The organism is Shewanella indica (assembly GCF_033842865.1).
Lineage (GTDB): Bacteria > Pseudomonadota > Gammaproteobacteria > Enterobacterales > Shewanellaceae > Shewanella > Shewanella indica.
In genome coordinates this window covers 1156180-1173981 of sequence record NZ_JAWXXR010000001.1, presented here as the reverse complement: position 1 = coordinate 1173981, position 17802 = coordinate 1156180, and the positions used below count along the sequence as shown (strand labels likewise).

Annotated in this window: 20 protein-coding genes; 9 read left to right on the top strand and 11 right to left on the bottom strand. The window is 51.0% G+C overall.

Annotated features, from left to right (window positions below; translation table 11 throughout):
- From SIL79_RS05390 to SIL79_RS05375, 4 genes are all read right to left on the bottom strand, one after another.
- Positions 1–2202, bottom strand: coding sequence for a molybdopterin-dependent oxidoreductase (locus SIL79_RS05390; protein WP_039035837.1), 2202 nt, complete (start codon positions 2200–2202; stop codon positions 1–3).
- A 117-nt stretch (positions 2203–2319) separates the two neighbouring features.
- Complete coding sequence (locus SIL79_RS05385; protein ID WP_039035836.1) at positions 2320–3762, bottom strand: disulfide bond formation protein B; 1443 nt, start codon at positions 3760–3762, stop codon at positions 2320–2322.
- A 9-nt stretch (positions 3763–3771) separates the two neighbouring features.
- Complete coding sequence (locus SIL79_RS05380) at positions 3772–3939, bottom strand: hypothetical protein (RefSeq protein ID WP_162835837.1); 168 nt, start codon at positions 3937–3939, stop codon at positions 3772–3774.
- A 33-nt stretch (positions 3940–3972) separates the two neighbouring features.
- The gene (locus tag SIL79_RS05375) at positions 3973–4935 is read right to left on the bottom strand and encodes a LysR family transcriptional regulator (protein ID WP_039035835.1); all 963 of its coding nucleotides are present in this window, start codon (positions 4933–4935) and stop codon (positions 3973–3975) included.
- Positions 4936–5270: 335 nt separating this feature from the next.
- Between SIL79_RS05375 and SIL79_RS05370 the strand changes: the two genes are divergently transcribed.
- Positions 5271–5840 (top strand): hypothetical protein, encoded by a 570-nt coding sequence (locus SIL79_RS05370; RefSeq protein ID WP_039035834.1) that lies wholly within the window; start codon positions 5271–5273, stop codon positions 5838–5840.
- Between the two features lie 48 nt (positions 5841–5888).
- Here SIL79_RS05370 and SIL79_RS05365 read toward each other — a convergent pair whose 3' ends face one another.
- The 5 genes from SIL79_RS05365 to SIL79_RS05345 form a co-directional block, all read right to left on the bottom strand.
- Entirely contained in the window at positions 5889–6467 is a 579-nt protein-coding gene (locus SIL79_RS05365; protein ID WP_039035833.1) for a lipid-binding SYLF domain-containing protein, read from the bottom strand.
- Between the two features lie 221 nt (positions 6468–6688).
- Positions 6689–8749, bottom strand: coding sequence for a S9 family peptidase (locus SIL79_RS05360; protein WP_319619049.1), 2061 nt, complete (start codon positions 8747–8749; stop codon positions 6689–6691).
- A gap of 68 nt (positions 8750–8817) precedes the next feature.
- Positions 8818–9675 (bottom strand): hypothetical protein, encoded by an 858-nt coding sequence (locus tag SIL79_RS05355; protein WP_039035831.1) that lies wholly within the window; start codon positions 9673–9675, stop codon positions 8818–8820.
- Positions 9676–9732: 57 nt separating this feature from the next.
- On the bottom strand, positions 9733–10119 hold the full coding sequence (locus SIL79_RS05350) for a nitrous oxide-stimulated promoter family protein (RefSeq protein WP_039035830.1): 387 nt from the start codon (positions 10117–10119) through the stop codon (positions 9733–9735).
- Positions 10120–10258: 139 nt separating this feature from the next.
- On the bottom strand, positions 10259–10618 hold the full coding sequence (locus tag SIL79_RS05345; protein ID WP_039035829.1) for a DsrE/DsrF/TusD sulfur relay family protein: 360 nt from the start codon (positions 10616–10618) through the stop codon (positions 10259–10261).
- Positions 10619–10888: 270 nt separating this feature from the next.
- On the opposite strand from SIL79_RS05345, the gene SIL79_RS05340 reads away from it, so the two are divergent.
- The 7 genes from SIL79_RS05340 to SIL79_RS05310 all read left to right on the top strand — a co-directional run bounded on the left by SIL79_RS05340 (position 10889) and on the right by SIL79_RS05310 (position 16335).
- Positions 10889–11773 (top strand): hypothetical protein, encoded by an 885-nt coding sequence (locus tag SIL79_RS05340; protein ID WP_319619048.1) that lies wholly within the window; start codon positions 10889–10891, stop codon positions 11771–11773.
- Positions 11774–11892: 119 nt separating this feature from the next.
- The gene (locus SIL79_RS05335; RefSeq protein ID WP_039035827.1) at positions 11893–12225 is read left to right on the top strand and encodes a hypothetical protein; all 333 of its coding nucleotides are present in this window, start codon (positions 11893–11895) and stop codon (positions 12223–12225) included.
- Between the two features lie 5 nt (positions 12226–12230).
- Positions 12231–13703: a protein adenylyltransferase SelO gene (locus SIL79_RS05330; RefSeq protein ID WP_319619047.1), complete on the top strand. Its 1473-nt coding sequence runs from the start codon at positions 12231–12233 to the stop codon at positions 13701–13703.
- Positions 13704–13767: 64 nt separating this feature from the next.
- A complete protein-coding gene (locus SIL79_RS05325; protein ID WP_405130427.1) occupies positions 13768–14013 on the top strand; it encodes a DUF3630 family protein in 246 nt (81 codons plus the stop codon).
- A complete protein-coding gene (locus tag SIL79_RS05320; RefSeq protein WP_144362073.1) occupies positions 14010–15011 on the top strand; it encodes a serine/threonine protein kinase in 1002 nt (333 codons plus the stop codon). Before SIL79_RS05325 ends, SIL79_RS05320 begins: the two co-directional genes overlap by 4 nt.
- Positions 15012–15158: 147 nt before the next feature.
- Entirely contained in the window at positions 15159–15770 is a 612-nt protein-coding gene (locus SIL79_RS05315; protein ID WP_071475646.1) for a thiol:disulfide interchange protein DsbA/DsbL, read from the top strand.
- Between the two features lie 352 nt (positions 15771–16122).
- Positions 16123–16335 carry a DUF1107 domain-containing protein gene (locus SIL79_RS05310; RefSeq protein ID WP_025010850.1) on the top strand — a complete coding sequence of 71 codons (213 nt, stop codon included), beginning with the start codon at positions 16123–16125 and terminating at the stop codon, positions 16333–16335.
- A gap of 2 nt (positions 16336–16337) precedes the next feature.
- Here SIL79_RS05310 and zapB read toward each other — a convergent pair whose 3' ends face one another.
- On the bottom strand, positions 16338–16541 hold the full coding sequence (zapB, locus tag SIL79_RS05305) for a cell division protein ZapB (protein ID WP_025010851.1): 204 nt from the start codon (positions 16539–16541) through the stop codon (positions 16338–16340).
- Between the two features lie 202 nt (positions 16542–16743).
- On the opposite strand from zapB, the gene SIL79_RS05300 reads away from it, so the two are divergent.
- A complete protein-coding gene (locus SIL79_RS05300) occupies positions 16744–17091 on the top strand; it encodes a RidA family protein (protein ID WP_039035822.1) in 348 nt (115 codons plus the stop codon).
- On the opposite strand, the gene SIL79_RS05295 is transcribed toward SIL79_RS05300, so the two are convergent.
- Positions 17088–17366, bottom strand: a complete 279-nt coding sequence (locus SIL79_RS05295; RefSeq protein WP_039035821.1) for a Rho-binding antiterminator — start codon at positions 17364–17366, stop codon at positions 17088–17090. The two genes, SIL79_RS05300 and SIL79_RS05295, sit on opposite strands and share 4 nt — an antisense overlap.
- Positions 17367–17802 lie beyond the last annotated feature (436 nt).

The window sequence follows — 17802 nt, the reverse complement described above, 5'->3', positions numbered from 1 at the left end:
TCAGGCTTTGGCCATTGCCACGCGGGTTGAGTGGTAGGCCGAGCAGCCGCCCATATCGGTCAATTTATCTGTGGTCAACGAGTTGGTGCAGCCATCAGTACCGTTGGGGTTGAGTCTGAGCCAGTTACACTTAGGGGTCATCAGTGAGCCCTCTGGCACACCTGTGGTGACCATGGCAACAAATTTAGCTTCGCCTCTGTGGTTGCTGAGTTTGACTGTGTCGTTGTTGACAATGCCGTATTGCTGGGCATCTTTGGGGTTGATTTTGACGTAGTAGGCTGGGATGGCGCGGATATATTTCACGTTGTAGAAGGAGCTGTTAACCCGCTGTGGTACCCCGGAAGATAGCAAGCGGAATGGCAACTCGCGCTCTTTGGGTTCCATCTCATCCTCTGGCAGGCCCCAATCCAGTACTGGGTGGAAACCGGCATCGGCCATCAATTGTGAACTGAACTCAATCTTGCCGCTTGGAGTTTCATATTTACCGTCGGCCAATACAGGTTGAGGAATGTCCAGCTTGATGTACTTCTCTTTCATCAAGCGGTCGTAAGTCACCCCTTTATAGTAAGGTGAATCTGTATCCAGCAGCTCGTGAATGATGTCATCGTTGCTGGCCTGGAAGGCAGGATCTTCAAAGCCCATTGCCTGACCCAATTCGCGGAAGAAGGTCCAGTTACACTTACATTCACCCAGAGGCTCAATCACCTTCTGGCATACCTGCACATAGTAGCCGTGGTAGTCACCGACAATATCATCGGTTTCAAACTGGCTGGCGGCTGGGACTATGATGTCGCAATACTGCAGTGAGTCAGTCATCACCATGTCGTGACCGACAACAAACAGATCTTCGCGCTTCATTCCCTCGATGACAGCATTGGTATCAGGCGCGACCACCACAGGGTTACCGTTATAGATGATCATCCCGTGGATAGACTTACTGGGCTTATCGTGGCTGGTGGGGTTAGTTGGATGCAACGCCTTGGCCAGCTCAGTCATGTTGATGCGCTGGGCATCCGGATTCGGACGCATATATTTGCCGCTGGCTTGATATTGGTTTAAACCACCGCCCGCATGAACGTTATCATAGATAAGGCCGTTGCCGCGTTTACCGAAGTTACCAGTGACCGCGAGCAGCATGGCAACCGCGCGGGCCATACGGGCGCCGTTGAAGTTACGTTGGAAACCGTAACCCATACGCAGCATGGTCTTTTCGTTTTCACCCAACACCTGGGCAAACTCGAACATCTTGGCTCTGGGTACTCCGGTAATGGCTTCGACTTCATCGTAGCTGATTTCATCGAGGCGCTTGAGTAACTCGTCGTAGCCTACAGTTTGCTCGGCAATAAATTTATGATTAATAAGATCTTTTTCTACCAGATACTTCATGATACCGGCACACAGTTGTACGTCTGTGCTGGGGCGAGGCTGCAGGTAGATATCGGCCTGGGAACACAGCGGAGTGCGCTGCGGGTTGACCGCCAGTATTTTAGTACCGCGATCCCTGGCTTCGTTGATAAGTTTAATGGCTATGGTGTTGGAGACCACTTCGTCGTGTCCCCAGTTCAAATAGACGTCACTGAGTACTACATCTTCAGGATCCGGGCCAAGGAAAGTGCCGTAGAGCGACTTGAGACCATCATAGGCGGCGTAGGTACATACCTTACGTTCCAAAATGGAGGAGCCGATACGGTTCCAGAAACGTTCGCCGGAGGCTGACATGCCGATGGCACCATAGTTGCCTGAGTAGCTGTAGGGCAGAATCGCTTCAGAACCATGCTCGTCGATGATCTGCTTAAAGCGGCTGGCAATCTTGCTGTAGGCTTCGTCCCAGGTGATCCGGCGCCATTTGCCTTCACCCTTCTTACCGACCCGCTCCATGGGGTGCAGAATACGGTCGGGGGCATAGGTGTATTGCACGTAGCTTTGTCCTTTAAGGCAGGGAGCCTTACCGGTCTTGGCCTGTTCCTCGGCGCCGGTGACGTAAGTCATTCGGCCATCCTGAACCCGGAACTTAAGCAGACAGCGGGCGGCACAGTTACGCAGACAGCTATGGTACACGACTTTACCATTGCGCTTGGCTAATAATCCTGAATTGGCTCCCGCCTCTTTGGCATTGGCTACGCCGGGAGTCAACCCTGACAGGGACGAAAGCACGGCTGTGGCTCCGGCCCCCTGTAGAAATGTGCGTCTATTGATTTTCATAGTCATCACTCACCATAATTTGGACCTTGAGTCCGTTATGATTGTTGGCCCAAGGGCCTTTATTGTGCCGGTTTCCCGGCGTTACCCCGGGGGAAACTCCCCCGGGGCTAAGGTGCGTTACATTACAAAGGTTTGCAGTTGGTTACGGCCGTTGATTTGGCTAACAGTCAGCAGTTGACCGTCGCGAACCAGTAAGCCTTGTGGGTTGTCAGTACCAGGCAGTTTCACGCCTGAGTAGACTTCGCCTGTGAGCAGGTTAAGTTGCAGCACTTCACTGGCATCATTGTTGAGCAGCCAGGCTTGCTCATCATCGACGCTGATACCTGTTAGTTGTGGCAGCGCCTTGCCTTCCAGTCCTTTGAAATTGGCTTCGGCAGACAGAGTCATGTCACCCTTGTCGAAACGGGATACCACCAGGTTTTCGTTCAGTTCATCGCGGGTAGTGACGGTCACATACTGATCCAGCGCCTTGCTGTAACCCAGCGCCAGGCTGTAGCTGGTCTTGGCTCTGACAGTGCTGAACTGACCTCGGGCCGTTTCACCAATGCCATCGCTGCTCTGGTTGAAGCGGCGATAGTTCATTTCCCAGTTTTGTGCAGGATCCAGAACCAGCTCAGCCCAGGCTTTGTTGAAACCCATTACCAGCAGGCTGTTGGCTGAGGTAAAGCTAACGCCGCTTAAGGTTTCAATGTGCAGCATATACATGCCGTCGATTTGGGCCTGAGTAAGCAGTTTGAATTGGTTATCCAGGATGTAGACCCAGTTGTCTGAAGTGGTCAGCGCATAGATCTGGCTCTCAGGTTGGTAGTCGATGGCGGTTACCCGGCCGGAAATCGCTTCAGGCAGTGTTGTCTGGCTCAGTAGTCTGGCTTCAGGAGCCGAGGCAAACAATGCTGGAGTCTTGTTCCAGGTATCCATGTCCGGGTTGCTGATGGCGTAGGCGCCACGGGCATTGGGAGCATAGGTTGGCCAGTGATCCAGTTCCCAGCTCATGAACTTGGGGTTGAAGGACACGCGGCCTGGACTGTCTTGACCGACGAAGGGGAGTGGGCCGGTTTGGGTGAAGGCTTGCACTATATTGCCGGCGATCACTACCAGGAATACACCGCAGGCGAATTTAGGCAAAGCGTCCAGTGGCTGTTTGCCATAGGCATTGCTGGGGAATTTATTGCCCAGGGTCAGCATAAGTAGCGCTACAACCACAAGGACCACGATAAAGACCAGCAGTGCCCAAGTGTAAGTGTGGGCGCCCATGATCTTCAGCGAGAAGCCTTGGCCGATATCGCTGGCCAGGTTAAATGAGGTATGCACTGATGCCATAAAGGCGCCATAAATCCCCAACCAGACCAGTGCAGCAATATATTTGGGTTTGAGGCCAAAACGCACAATATAAAGAGCGGTCAGCGCCACCAAGATCATTGCTGTACGTTCTTGCCAGCAAAATGCACAAGGGTTATCCAGCAGGATAAATCCGAAAAAGAAACAGGCAATACCCACAGGTAAGGCCATGATGACAATAGCAGCTAAGGATGCCAACTTGTTGAATATATGCTCTTTCATAACGACTCTTTAGTAGTTACCGACAGGAAGTAAAACGCCCCAGGACATCATGATCCAAATAAAGAAACTCATTCCGATACAACCGAAAAGAAGTTTATCTGCCAGTTTTTCTTTTTCTGGTTTCTTATAAACCAGATAAGCGGCATAGGCCGTAATACAAAATAATGTGAACTCCATTGGATACCTCTTGTTTCACTTGTGATTTATCTCTTATGTGGCCGCAGCCAAACGCCATTCTCGTTCCAATCCATACACGAGCTTTGATTTCACCCAGTTGAAAGCCGGGGAATTATTAATGTTTCCATAAAGGATGTAATTGCCTACCGTACGGTATTCGCTACGAATTTCTTTTATATTTTCAATCATGTTGTCAGATAATCTTCGATAACTGACACCAGGTAACATGTCGACAAACTTGCGAGTAAATTGATTGCAGCTGAGAGTGATATAGTCTGACTCGGCAAGGATTTGCATTGCAGTGGCGACACTGTCTGTGTAACCGGCAACATCCATTTGCAGGCCATTGTCCCGACATAGATTTACCAATAAGGGACAAGTCAGGTCGTTGTAGTTGTCGATTTCCAGTAGTGGATAGTGGGACAACTGCTCCAATGACATGGATTCGGACAGAATTGGATGATCTTTTCTGGCCAGAATGTAGATATCACCTGTCTCAGAGAAGATTTCATAGTTGAGCCTAGTGTCATCAAAACCTTCGTAAACCACCACGAAATCGACGCCGCCACCAATGAGCTCATTGCTGCAGTCATGGCTGAGTGTACGAATATCGAACCGTAAGTTGGGTGCTTCTGGAAGAATGTAATTATTTATGACTTTATGAACAGCATAGACAAACTCATCATAGGCCCTGATAACAAAATGACCGCCGGATTGGCTGGGGGAAAAGACAGAGTGTTGCCGTTCAAGCAACTGATATTGCTCGACTAGTAATTTGGCGTGTGGGATTAATTCTTCGGTCTTTTGTGTAGGAATTAATCCATTTGATTTACGAACAAATAAAGAGTCCATAAATACATCACGTAGCGCATTTAGTGTGCGAGTGACGGCACAACTGGATATGCCCAATTCGGCCGCTGCCAAGTTTCCTTGGCCATGTTTATATACAGCTAGTAAAACTTTTAACTGGTTATAATTAAGGCTGTCAATTTTCATCTAACTGTCCCCACTCTGCAGAGACATTACTATGAATTCATTGTTAGACTATTGCCAAGATTAAGATCACATTGAGAAATAGTTAATTATTTGAAACATGAATTGCTTCCTATTTTTAGCCAGGCGAAAAAACCTTATTTCCTCAGATGAAATTAACGAAAGCCTGTTTTTATTCTCAGGGTGTGAATTTAATCAAGTAAAATAGTGAAAGAAATTCGGAAATGATTCGTTGTGACTTCGTGACTTGCTTGCTGTGGCGATTTGTTGTAGGGATTCAGTTTGGTTTCAAAGTGTGTCGTTATAGTCGTTCATTTAATCAAGAAGGAACAAGAAGAATGAAACGATTGGGGATGATGGCAGCCTTGTTGTTGACAACGTCGGTACAGGGTCAGGAATTGACCGCTGCCGAGCAGTTTTTTAAGCAATTATCTGATTTATGCGGTAAGGCCTACAGTGGTGAGCTGATCAAGGGGGGGAGTGTCGGCGATGGTTTCACGGGTCAGCCGTTGGTGATGCATGTGCGCCAATGCTCAGAAACCGAGATCCGTATTCCGCTGCATGTGGGAGAGGACAGATCCCGCACCTGGGTGATCAGCAAGACGGCCGATGGCCTCAGGCTCAAGCATGATCATCGTCATCAGGATGGCAGCGAAGATGCCGTGACTCAGTATGGCGGTGACAGTCGCATTCCTGGAACTGAGTCCTGGCAGTCTTTTCCGGTTGATGAATTTTCGATTGCCAACTTCAAACAGCATGGTCTGACGCAGTCGGTCACCAATGTTTGGCATCTGGGGTTGGATCAGCAGAACTTCAGTTATCGCCTGACCCGGGAAAACCGAGACTTTCTGTTGCAATTCAATTTGAGCAATGAAGTGACGCCGCCACCGGCACCATGGGGACATTAATAAAACGGGTTAATAGTTGAGGCGACCTGAGTCGCCTCGTCAATGGGTTTATTGCGCTTCGAAGGTAAATGACTGTCCGGCAAGAGCGGCTTCTACCATGAGGCCACCCTTGGCGGCTGTAAATACCGCCATACCGTTGATATAAGCGGCCTTGGCAGCCTGACTACCGCCAGACTGACCGGCACCGGCCGAATTACCTGTGGTACCTGCTTGGGCGTTGGCGCCGGCATTGATGGCTACGGCTGACGCCTGGGCGCCGAACTCAAAGCTGCCGCTGGTAAAGTCGCGGTAGGCCTGTGCATCCTTGAAGAAAATAATCTCACTGTAGGCCTGGCCGCCAATTTGGAAGCCAATGGAAACCTGAGTCATGCTCGAGTCACCGGTATAGGCACCACCGCGATAAACGCGTCCCTTGCCATAGGCCGCTCCGATACCAAGTCCCCCTTTCCCTATGGTAGGAAAAATTGCATAACCATAGGCAGAATCGAAGAATTTGTGGGTTTCGCTGGCTTGTTTGAAGGTAGCTATGGCGCTGCTGTAGCTGTCATTGGCACTGGCTGTTGGGACCAGTAGCAGGCTGCCTACCAGCGCAAAGAGGGTAAATAGGGTATTAGAAATGGTTTTCATGATGAACCTCCAAATTGAGAGTCTTGGGCTCCCGGTCAATGGGGCCTGGATACCTTTGGCTACTCTTGAGCTTACTTGTCCGGCAGCAAAAATACAGGGGGGGAGGCTAAAAAAGCGCCTGCAATGGCGCTTTTTAGTGTGAATGTCAGCCAGAGTTCAGTTAACTAGAGTTCAGTTAACTAGATCTCAGTTAACTCGGCTTCTATGACTGAGCCCTTAGGCTAGGGCAAGGGTTTGCCGAGAACATAATGTTCAAACCAGGCCTGATCCCAGTCCATCTTGGCTTGTCTGTGCTTATAGTGGCTCAAACCATGGCCTTCTCCTGGGTAGGTTATCAGCTCCACCGGCACATTCAGGTAATGTTTTAGGGCGCGGTATAACCCTTGGGCATGTCCCAAAGGCACCCGGGCGTCTTTCTCTCCAATATGGATAAGAGTTGGGGTCTTTATCTTGTCTGCATGTGTCAACGAAGAACCATGGGTATAGGCCTCAGGCTTTTCCCATGGCAAGCCTTGCATAAAGTTGACCACATGTCCTGGTGTATCTTCCAGCATCCATTGCAGGCGCTGATCGAATACTCCGGCCCCTGAGCTGGCGGCCTTGAATCTGTCGCTACTGGCGATAAGTGCATTGGTTAGATAGCCGCCGTTGCTCCAGCCCATGACGGCCAGCTTGTCGGCATCGACCAGGCCATCGGCGATGAGTTTGTCCACGCCGGCCATGATGTCGTTTACCTCAATCTCGTGTTCATGGCCCACAAGGTCAGTGAGGAACTTGTCGCCATAGCCTGTAGAGCCGCGGTAGTTGGGCGACAATAAGGCCCAGCCATTGGCGGCGAAAGTAGCACGGCCATAGGATCTGTGTTGCAGTGCAAACGGGGTGGCGGCAGTAGGGCCGCCGTGAATTTGCACGACAAGCGGTAGGGGGCCATCGGCTTTGCGGTAGCCGGGCGGTAATTCCAGTATGCCTTCAACCTGAGTGCCATCGGCGGCTTGCCACTTGATTATGCTCAGTTGTGGCAGTAGCCAGGAATCGGTTTGCGGATTGATATGGGTCAGACGCTTGGCCGGGGCTTTGCGCTTCTCGGCGTTGGCGATAAACAGATCGTAGAAGTGATTCAGGCCGTTATGACTGAACGCCAGTTGTTTGCCATTGTGACTGAAGCTGTAGCTGCCGATGACGGTATCATCTTGCAGCAGAGTTCGGGTGTTGCCCTGTTTCAGATCATTGATTTCGGTGCAGTAGAGACGTACCAGCGCATGATCGGCGCCGCGATAGCAGAGCTCTTCACTGCCCGGGCGCCAACCGATATCGCCGCCGCTGAGTGTCATATCGCCCTGACGCATAACACTCAAGGGTGCCTGCTTAGGTTGACTGGTATCACTGATAAACAGGTTGCCGGGATGACCGTCGAAGTCGATTCTGAAGGCGAGGCGGCGGTTGTCCTCGGCCCAACTCAACCCCAGTAACCAACCGTAAGGAGAAGGCGCCTGTTCACGCCAATACTTGTCTGCCAGAACCTGATTGGTGGCGTTTTTGATATCGAAGACTTCTACTTGAGACCCACCTTCCAGATTGACCAGTTCATTGTCTTCTGTGGTGATACGTGCCAGTTTATTGCCATCATGGCTGACGCTGAATTCCCAAACTACCTTGCCATCATCCAGCAGCAACTGCTTGCGAAAATGCTGTAGATCCAAGCGGTAAAGGGGGTTGGTATCGCGGCTGCCGTGACCATACTCAGGGCCTTGGTGAGCGGCGCGCATATTGGCCCAGGGATCTTTATCTGTCAGGGTTTTATAGGTCAGGAAATAGAGCTGACTTCCATCGTCACTCAGTTGGTAACTCTTGATGCCACCGGCCTCTTGGGTAACGGGAACGGCTTCGCCGCCATGAATCGCGAGGCGATAAATTTGCGCTTTCGCGTTGAAGGGGGCTGGCTGCTTGGCATCGCCGCGGCTGCTGAGGAAGTAGATATATTGGCCATCGGGACTCCAGCTGATAGCGCTCTCACTCTCGTTGCTGAAGGTCAGGCGTTTGCTTTGGCGGCTCTTGCTGTTGACCAGCCAGATGTCTTTCTGAGCCTTATCCAGATTTTTATCCCAGCGCGACTCCAACCAGGCGGCCATTTTGGCGTCTGGGCTGAGAGCGACCTGGCCCATGTTGGCTATCTCGAAAAAGTCCTGATTGGTTATTTTATGTTGCCGCTCAAGGGCGGAAACCTGGGTTCCCATACCGATAAGGCACAGGGCCAGCAGGCGGTAGCTGTTAGACAATCCCATCTCTGTTCCTTTATTTTTGTTATTAAAAGCCGCATTAGATTAACGTAAAGGTCACAGCCAGGGCGATGTTACTTATCTTTTTTTTCGCGCAGTATCTCATTGAGAAAATCCAGCTCTTCTTTATCGAGCGGCGGTTTGGGGACAGAGGTGCCCTGGGGGTGGAATTCACGTCCACGCAGATAGGCGGCGCGGGTGAGCTGATTGAGGCCGTAGATGGCCAACAGATAGAGGGTCAGTAGTAGCGCCAGTCTCGGGATTGCCTGCGCTACAACCGAAAATTGATCGCCGAGAAACAGAGTCAAGAGCACGGCAATATTGCGAACCAGCCAGTTCAGAATCAGCGCCAGAGTCAGCACCAGCAGCCCGTTGTTGCGTAGTTGTCGCAGTCGGTTTTCCTGCTGATCCAGCGCATGGTAGTAGTGCTGCATCAACTGTAACACCAATGCCAGATACAGGGTGGTTTGCAGTAACAGCAACAGCGGCAACAGCAGGGAACCCCAACTTAGGCGGGGTTGGTAACCCAGTAAGGCTACACCTGTGACCAGGCTGGGGTTGAATAGCCACAGCAACATCACCAGACACATAGCGAGTATGGATGGTAACAGGTGCTTGAGTGGCAATTTTGAATCCGCAGTTGGGCTTAGCTGTTGCTTCAGGTATTGATACAGTGCCGGCATCAACAGGAAGTACAGTGGCAGCAATAGCAGAAACAGTAGGTGAATAGGGGCCGGGGTATTGTCGCGGTTGAACAGGCCAGTAAAGAAATAGAGCGCCATCAAGGCAAAGATACCGGCGAGTAGCCGACGTTGGCTATGGCTGTCCTGATAGACAAAGCGTGCGTAGATGGATAACGCCAGGCAATGCAGGCCTCCAAGCAGCGATAGCCACCAGTAAGCTTGGGTAAAAATGTCGCTGAATGCAGTCATCTGGCCCCCTTAACGACATTCTTATCTCAGCCACTTGAGGGGCGCAACAAAAAATAGTCAGTTTTTGCTGTTATGCATGCGTTTATGGCGGTTTGAGGCGTCCTTAGGTGGTTTGCCCGGTGCGGCTTTGCGCTCGCACCATAGGTGGCGCAGAGCCAGTATCGGATGACTCAGTAACATGCGTGGACCGGCGTAACGCATCACCTGACGCATCTGTTCTTTGGGTTCAGGTTTGTAGCAGTGTACCGGGCATTTATTGCAAGTAGGTTTGCTTTCACCGTAGGGGCAGCGGTCGAGACGGGTATGGGCATAGTCCATCAAGGCCTGACAGTCGGGGCAGAGGCTGCCATCGTCGCTTCTGGGATGGTGGTCACGGCAGTAGATCCACACCATGGCAGAAACAGTGCGGAATTCGGTCAGCAGTTTTCCTTGCAGCAGCTCCATAGCCTTACCTTAGTAAATTACTCAACTATGGTTATCTTAGTCCTGAGAAGGGGGCTGGTTCAAAATCAGTGGCAGGAATTATGAAGGTGCGCACAAAATGAAGCTTTGTGCGCACTCAAGGTTAAATTACAAGTTAACCCTAGATATGGATAACCTTGTCGGCTTCCAGAGTCCAGCGGCTTAAATCGCCGAGTGTACCAATGGCTGCGCCATCCAATAGCATATCTGCCACTACGCCGCGGGCCTCAACACAGGTCTTGCACAGTAGTAGAGGAACGCCTTGAGCGGTAAGAATTTCGAACATCTGCTGCAGGTTGTAGCTGAGATCCGGGGTATTCTGGCCTTTAACTGCCCCAAAGACAGCGTCTGACATTAGGAATAACTTGAGTTCCACTTCTGTCTGCTCCTGATCTTTCAACGCCAGGGCGATACGCAGAGTGTTAAACAATTTTTCTGTGCCATACGGGCCGGCGTGAGCGACTATCAGTAATTTTTGCATCTGAATCCTTGTTTGCCATTCTTGGGATCAAAACCCCTGGAGTGTACCAGTTTGTACTTACCTATGGCGCACCAAGGGTCACAGACTGAATTTCGATCGCAAAAAGCGCCGTAAACCGGGCAGAAAAAGCATAAATACTTGATTTATACTAAGACGATACTCTATTAATATCGGTTAAACTCTGTGCAGAGCGGGGTGGCTTTGGCTGATTGCCATTACCACAAAACAGGGCTGCCAGTCGGCCCGACACTCAAAAAATGGTGGACGAAGATGTTTAAAATCCTGGTCATAATCTTGTTGGTCGCAGCGGGTATTTTCCTCTACAACAGAGCGCAGCGTCTGGCAAAAGAGGAGCGTGATGAGGCGCTTAAGCTCAAAGATAGAGCTTCAGCCATGCCTCAGGCGCCACAGGCCGAGACAGCAAGCGAGACTCAGGAGGGGCACCAGAGTGTCGATTTGGACTTTGCCGAAATGAAGGAGCAAGCTGAATCCCAGCCATCGGCTGAGCAAGTGGTTACCGAGTCGCCTGAGCTTGAGTCTCAAACCGAAAATAGCGCGCCAGAGGTGGAAGTCGGCCGCGCCGAGGTCGAGACTGTCCTGCCAGAGCCAGAGCCAGAGCCAGAGCCAGAGCCAGAGCCAGAGCCAGAGCCAGAGCCAGAGCCAGAGCCAGAGCCAGAGCCAGAGCCAGAGCCAGAGCCAGAGCCAGAGCCAGAGCCAGAGCCAGAGCCAGAGCCAGCCAAGGCGGCTGCACCGGATATCAGTTGGGGCAATATCACCCTCAAGCGGGCGATGGAACAGTATCAGGCCTCTGAAGGCGCCATCGAAGCACATGACGCTTTACTGGCCGTGATTGGCGAATGCTACAAGCAGCGGAAAAACAGCAAGTATCTGCAGTTGGGACAGGAGTACGATGGCGCATATAGTGCATTGTTTGCCGCCAGTCGGGAGAAAGTACTCAGCAAATCACCCAAGGCCGAGTTCAAGGGCACAGGGTTTATGCAACTCTCTACCCTGTGCAGCGATGCCGGCCGTTTCGATGCTGCCATTGCCCTGTGCAACAAGGCGATTGAATATGGGCTGCAAGATGGCACAGTGACAGGCTTTGAAGGTCGTATCAAGCGTATCGAAAAGGCCAGAGATAAAGCCTCTGCCTGAGTACAAAAGCCGATTCAATGTGTAGAATCAAGCAAGGAGGGCCGGGTTAACTGCCGTGTCACTCCTTCCCAAGCTAAGCGAGCCTACGGGTTCGCTTTTTTTATTGATGGAGAGCCGCAATGAAACCAGCGACTTTATGGGTTGCACTTACTTCGCTTTTGCTGCTGGCAGCCTGCAGCAAGCAGCCGCAATGGACTCTGTTTTACTATCCGGATACGGATATACAGCAGCCGAATAGAGATAAGTCGGACGTCGAGCCGCAAACGGCCGAGACGTTGGATCGTTACCACGCCATAGCCGGTTACTATCAAACCCTGCAGCAGTGTCAGGGCAAGGGCAGAGGTATGCAACACCTCAATGAAGGCAAGGGCAGTTTCGAGTGTGGTCACAACTGCCGTCTAGACGACAGGGATATGGTAATCTGTGACCAATGGCACACTAACGGCCCCTAAGGGACATGAAATTTAAACAGGATTACTTCACCCGCCTGGCGGGATTTTACCAGCAGGTATTGCCTTCTGGGCTACCTTCGCCCCATTGGTTGGCCTGGAGTGATGATGCGGCGGCGCTTTTGGGCTTGGCTGGTCCCAATGAAACCTTGCTGCAGCAACTCGCCGGCAACCAGAGAATGCCGGGCGCCGAGTATTATGCCCAGGTTTACAGCGGACACCAGTTTGGCGGCTACAGTCCTAGATTGGGCGATGGCCGTTCGATCATTCTCGGTGAGGCCCTGGGGCCAGAAGGTGCCTGGGATCTGGCCTTGAAGGGGGCGGGACCCACGCCATACTCGCGTCACGGTGATGGCCGGGCGGTGATGCGTTCGGCGGTGCGTGAGTTTCTGGTGTCCGAGGCGCTGTATCATTTGGGCGTACCCACCACCAGAGCGCTGGCGGTGATCGGCTCTGAGCTGCCTGTATGGCGCGAGTCGCTGGAAAAAGGAGCCATTACCGTACGCCTGGCCCGCAGTCATATACGTTTTGGCCACTTCGAGTATTTCTGTTACAGCGAGAAAGGGCAGGCCGACAAGCTCAAGCAGTTGCTCGATTTCACCCTCAGCCAACATTATCCCCAACTCAGCCTGGACTATGACGGCTACAAGGCTTGGTTTGCGCTGGTGGTGCGCGATACCGCGCGCATGATCGCCCACTGGCAAGCGGTGGGCTTTGCCCACGGGGTGATGAATACCGACAATATGTCGATTCTCGGTGATAGCTTCGACTTTGGCCCCTTCGCCTTCCTCGATACCTTTAAGGAAGACTTTATCTGTAACCATTCAGATCCCGAAGGGCGTTATGCCTTTGGTCAGCAACCCGGCGTCGGCTTGTGGAACCTGCAACGTTTGGCGCAGGCGTTGACGCCTGTGCTGGCTTCCGATGACTTGATAACCGTGCTCAATACTTATCAGCATGAATTGGTGCAGCAATATCTTAGCTTGATGCGCGCCAAGTTGGGGCTGGCATCCTTGGCCGAAGATTTAAGCCTTGATGCCCGGCTGGAGCAAGACAACAAGGACCTGGCGCTTATCGGCGCCTTTACCGGCTTGTTGGAACAAAACGCCTTGGACTATACCCAGAGCCTGCGCCGCTTCGGCGAGCTGGATCCCAAGGCAGAAAACAGCAGTCTGAGGGATGATTTTATCAATCGTCAGGGCTGGGATGACTGGCTGCCCGAGTACCGGCGCCGTATCGATACTCGTCAGGGACTTGAACAGTGGCAGGCCGATCGCCGGGCCCACAACCCCAAATATATTTTGCGCAATTATCTGGCTCAGGAAGCGATCATTGCCATCGAAGAGGAGGGCAATAGCCAGCCGCTTGAGCAGTTGTACCAGCTCCTTAGGCGCCCGTTCGATGAGCAGCCTGAGATGCAGGAGTTTGCCAAGCGACCACCGGATTGGGGGCAGGGGTTGATCATGTCCTGCAGTAGTTAAGGAATAGGATTAAAAGATGCAGTATCAAAATCTTAGCTTGGATTCAGAGCACAAAACCCTGTCGATGACGGCCGGGGTCGAGTTTGAAGCCTTCGACAGCTTTGCCAATCCTTTATGCCGGGCACTTGATGCCAAGGTGCTGGAGCGGCAATGGGGGGCAGATCGTCACCAATGGTTGCTGGATTTTGAAGGAAGCCTTTTGTGGCTCAACTATGAGTTCTACGGTGAGGTGTGCTGGTTGAGCTGCCAGAGTGAACAAGACTGGGAAGTGTTGGTATACCTGAAACATCTACTGGAGTCACAGGCATGACAGAAAAGCAGGCCACGGCGGCGTTTCATTATCGGGATCTTTCCCCTGAACTGATTTTGGATGCTATCGAAAGTCTGGCGATTTATCCGGAGACGGGGCTAACGCCACTTAACAGCTATGAAAACCGGGTCTATCAGTTTCGTTGCGATCGCGGCCAGAGGTATGTGGTTAAGTTCTATCGCCCCGAGCGTTGGACCGATGCCCAGATTTTGGAAGAGCATGAATTTACGTTCGAGCTGGCCGAAGCCGAGATCCCTATTGCCGCTCCTGTGGTGCTCAATGGCCGCAGTCTGCATCACTTCAAAGAGTGGCGTTTTGCGCTGTTTCCTTCCATAGGCGGTCGCAGCTTCGAGGTGGACAACCTGGATCAGATAGAGGGGGCGGGCCAGTTTATCGGCCGTTTGCACCAGTATTCCCGTGGCAGCCTGTTCAAGCAGCGCCTGAATCTGACACCGACAACCCTGGGGGCTCCGGCGCTGGAGCAATTGCAGCATACAGAGCTGCTTCCGAACGCGTTGCGGGATCAGTTGCTAGAGGCGGCGTTCAGCCTTTTCTCTGAGCTGCAGTTGCGCTGGCAGAGTATTGCATACCAGAGTATGCGCCTGCATGGCGATCTGCATCCCGGCAATATTCTCTGGACCCCCAATGGCCCCGGGTTTGTCGATCTCGACGATGCCTGCAACGGCCCTGCAGTGCAGGACCTGTGGATGATGTTATCCGGTGACAGGCAACAGCAAACGCTGCAGTTGGAAGTCTTACTGGAAGCCTACGAGGCTTTCTCCAACTTCGATACCAAAGAGCTGCAGTTGATAGAGCCACTCAGAGCACTGCGGATGCTGCATTACAACGCCTGGCTGGCCAAGCGCTGGGATGACCCCGCGTTTCCGCGTCACTTTCCCTGGTTTGCGACCGAAGAATACTGGCGACAGCAGTTGCAGGCCTTCAAAGAACAACGGCAGCGTCTGGATGAAGCGCCACTGAGTCTTATCCCCTATTGAGTGGTACTGAGACCCAAAGGTGATACCTGCAGAGGCTTGGATTTAACAAAAAGGGAACTCAGGGCTTGAGTTCGACTCAAAAAGAAGATTATGTTATTCAGCCACTCCAGCAGTGTTGGCTGAAATTTTAATAAACAAGGAACTCCAATGAAGAAAATCCTGATGTTGGCAGCGGCATTTTTGCTGCTTCCTCTGGCGGCCACAGCGGCCCAGTACAAAGAAGGCGTGCATTATACTGTGGTTAGTGAAGGCCCCGCCTCCGCCAAGCCTGAAATTACAGAGTTTTTCTCTTTTTACTGCCCCCATTGCTATAACTTTGAAAAGAACGTGATCCCCAAGTTGAAGGCGCGTTTGCCCGAAGGAGTCGCTTTTGAGCAAAACCATGTCGACTTTATCGGTCGCGAGATGGGTGTGGAGATGTCCCGTGCTTTCGCTACTGCCGAAGTGCTGAAGGTGTCCGACAAGATTAATCACGCCATGTTCAGTGCGATCCAGGACAAGAAGCAACACTTCACCAATCGTGATGACGTCAAGGCGCTCTTTGTGGCCAATGGTGTAGATCCCAAGCAGTTTGATTCTGCGGCCAACTCTTTTATGGTCAACAGCATGATGGCCAACATGAAGCGCAATACAGAAAACGCCAAGATCTCAGGTGTGCCTGCGCTGGTAGTGAATGGTAAGTATCGGGTTGAAACTGGTGCCATCAAGTCTTATGACGAGATGCTGGATATTGCTATCTACCTGACTCAGTTGAAGTAATTCGGTATATAGATACAAAAAAGGGGCCGACATGGCCCTTTTTTGTTACCCGGAAATACTGGTCGAAACCCCAAAAAAAAACCGTACTCCTTGGTCGCAAGAAGTACGGATTAGAGCCATAAGGCTCAGTTTTTACCCTGAGTAACGGCATTACTTTAACAGTGCGTCAAAAAATTGGCAAGCGCTGGATTTTTGACTTCGTTTGCCGGGTATAGATGTATAACAGGAGAATTTTTATAACAAAGACTCCTACTTACGACTTTTGGATCATTTTACTGAATTGAGATGAAACCTTCTGCCGGGTTAGGAGGTCAAAACTTCGGGATCGGAAATCAACTAAAGGAGGTTTCTCGTGCGTGTATTTCCTGTCTATGCTCCCAAGCTGATTGTCAAACACGTAAGGATATTCTTGACCGGCGCCGTCTGGGTGAAAGATCTGGGAAGATTAGAGTTTGATAAGGGGCGCTTTTTGCTGCCGAGAAAAAGCCTGCCAAAGGTAAAGCAGGCTATCATGGAATTGAACGAACTCATTGAAACTCAGAATAGTCAAGCTAAAACCGTTTAGATTCAGTTGACTTCGTCGTTGAGCAGACCAACAAGGCCGGTAACTTTCTCGTTCCACGAGTTGAGATCTTGCTGAAGTTGTTGGTTTTGCTCTATCAGATGAGCATTTTTCTGCTTTTCTTCTTCCAGCTCCATTTTCAGAAGCTCAATATTTTCGAGCGCAGCCTGGATTTTGGTCTCCAGTTTGGACAGTAATTCTAGGCTCATACAGGAGTCCTTAAATAGTTGGGCGAATGAGATATTGATTCTATCAGTGCCACTGGCTTAAGGAATAGCTCTTATCTCCAAGTGTCCAAAAAATATGCGATAAAATTGGTTGTTTGATAGTTTTTTTCACTTATCTGAATCCCGGCTGTCCCAAGTGAGCTTTTGCCGGATAAAATAATAATTTTCGCCCCGGAACTAGCCGATGACAATTCAACGTATCGATACCAATCCACGCATGAGCAGCATAGTGATCCACAACAACACGGTTTATCTTTGTGGTCAGGTTGCCAAGGATAAGTTCGCCGATATTCAGCAACAAACCCGGACCATGCTCGAGGAAGTGGATGAGCTGCTCAAGCGGGCAGGCAGCGGTCGTGAACGGATCCTTTCAGCGACTATCTACCTGAAACAGATGAGTGATTATGATGCCATGAATGCCATCTGGGATGCCTGGTTACCGGCAGGGCATGCACCGGCCAGAGCTTGTGTGGAGGCCGCGATTGCCGAGCCCGAGTATCTGGTGGAAATTTCAGTTATCGCGGCGATTTAAATCTCACTGCCGGCCGAGGCAATCAGCACCCGGCCAAATTCAGCCCCTTCAAGCTCAGGAGTGATTGCCAGCAACTGATCCATACGAATGGCGCGGTTGCTGGTGGTCGTTTGTACCAGTAGCCACTCGCTCTTGTCGGGACGGGTCTCGGTGATCAGTGCCTTGCCATGTAGTATCTCGCCTTGTAGCAGTTCTATTTTCAGCGGATAACCGCGAATACAGGCCAACTCCAGGTAATCATAGTGGCCACAATCTATCGCTTGGTAAGGTTTCATATTTTAGTCTTTTAGTTTGAAGTTAAATAATAATCTTCCTGATAGAAGCTGGCACTAATCGGAATTAAGTCAATATCTAAGCAGAATGGTATAAAAGTAGCCTGATTTTTCACTTATACCAAAATAAGTTGCAGCAAATTGTGAAGTCAGGAATGAAACCGAATGGCAGCTTGGGGGGCCAGAGGGGCAGGAAGAGGGGCAGGACAAGCACAGAGACTGTGCTCAATGCTGATGGTTCTTGGTTTGAGAGTGGGACTACCGCACCCGCCTCATGGGAAGGGTATCGGGCATCGCTTAATGGCATTTGTCTATTGATGTAAGCTTACTGTTGTTTATTGCTTATAAAAGCTTGGTATATCTTCTAGGCTAAAGTAGAGTTTGAGTAATTAGTTACTCATTAGTTGTCTTTTTTGGATTTAATGAGTATTTTGATACT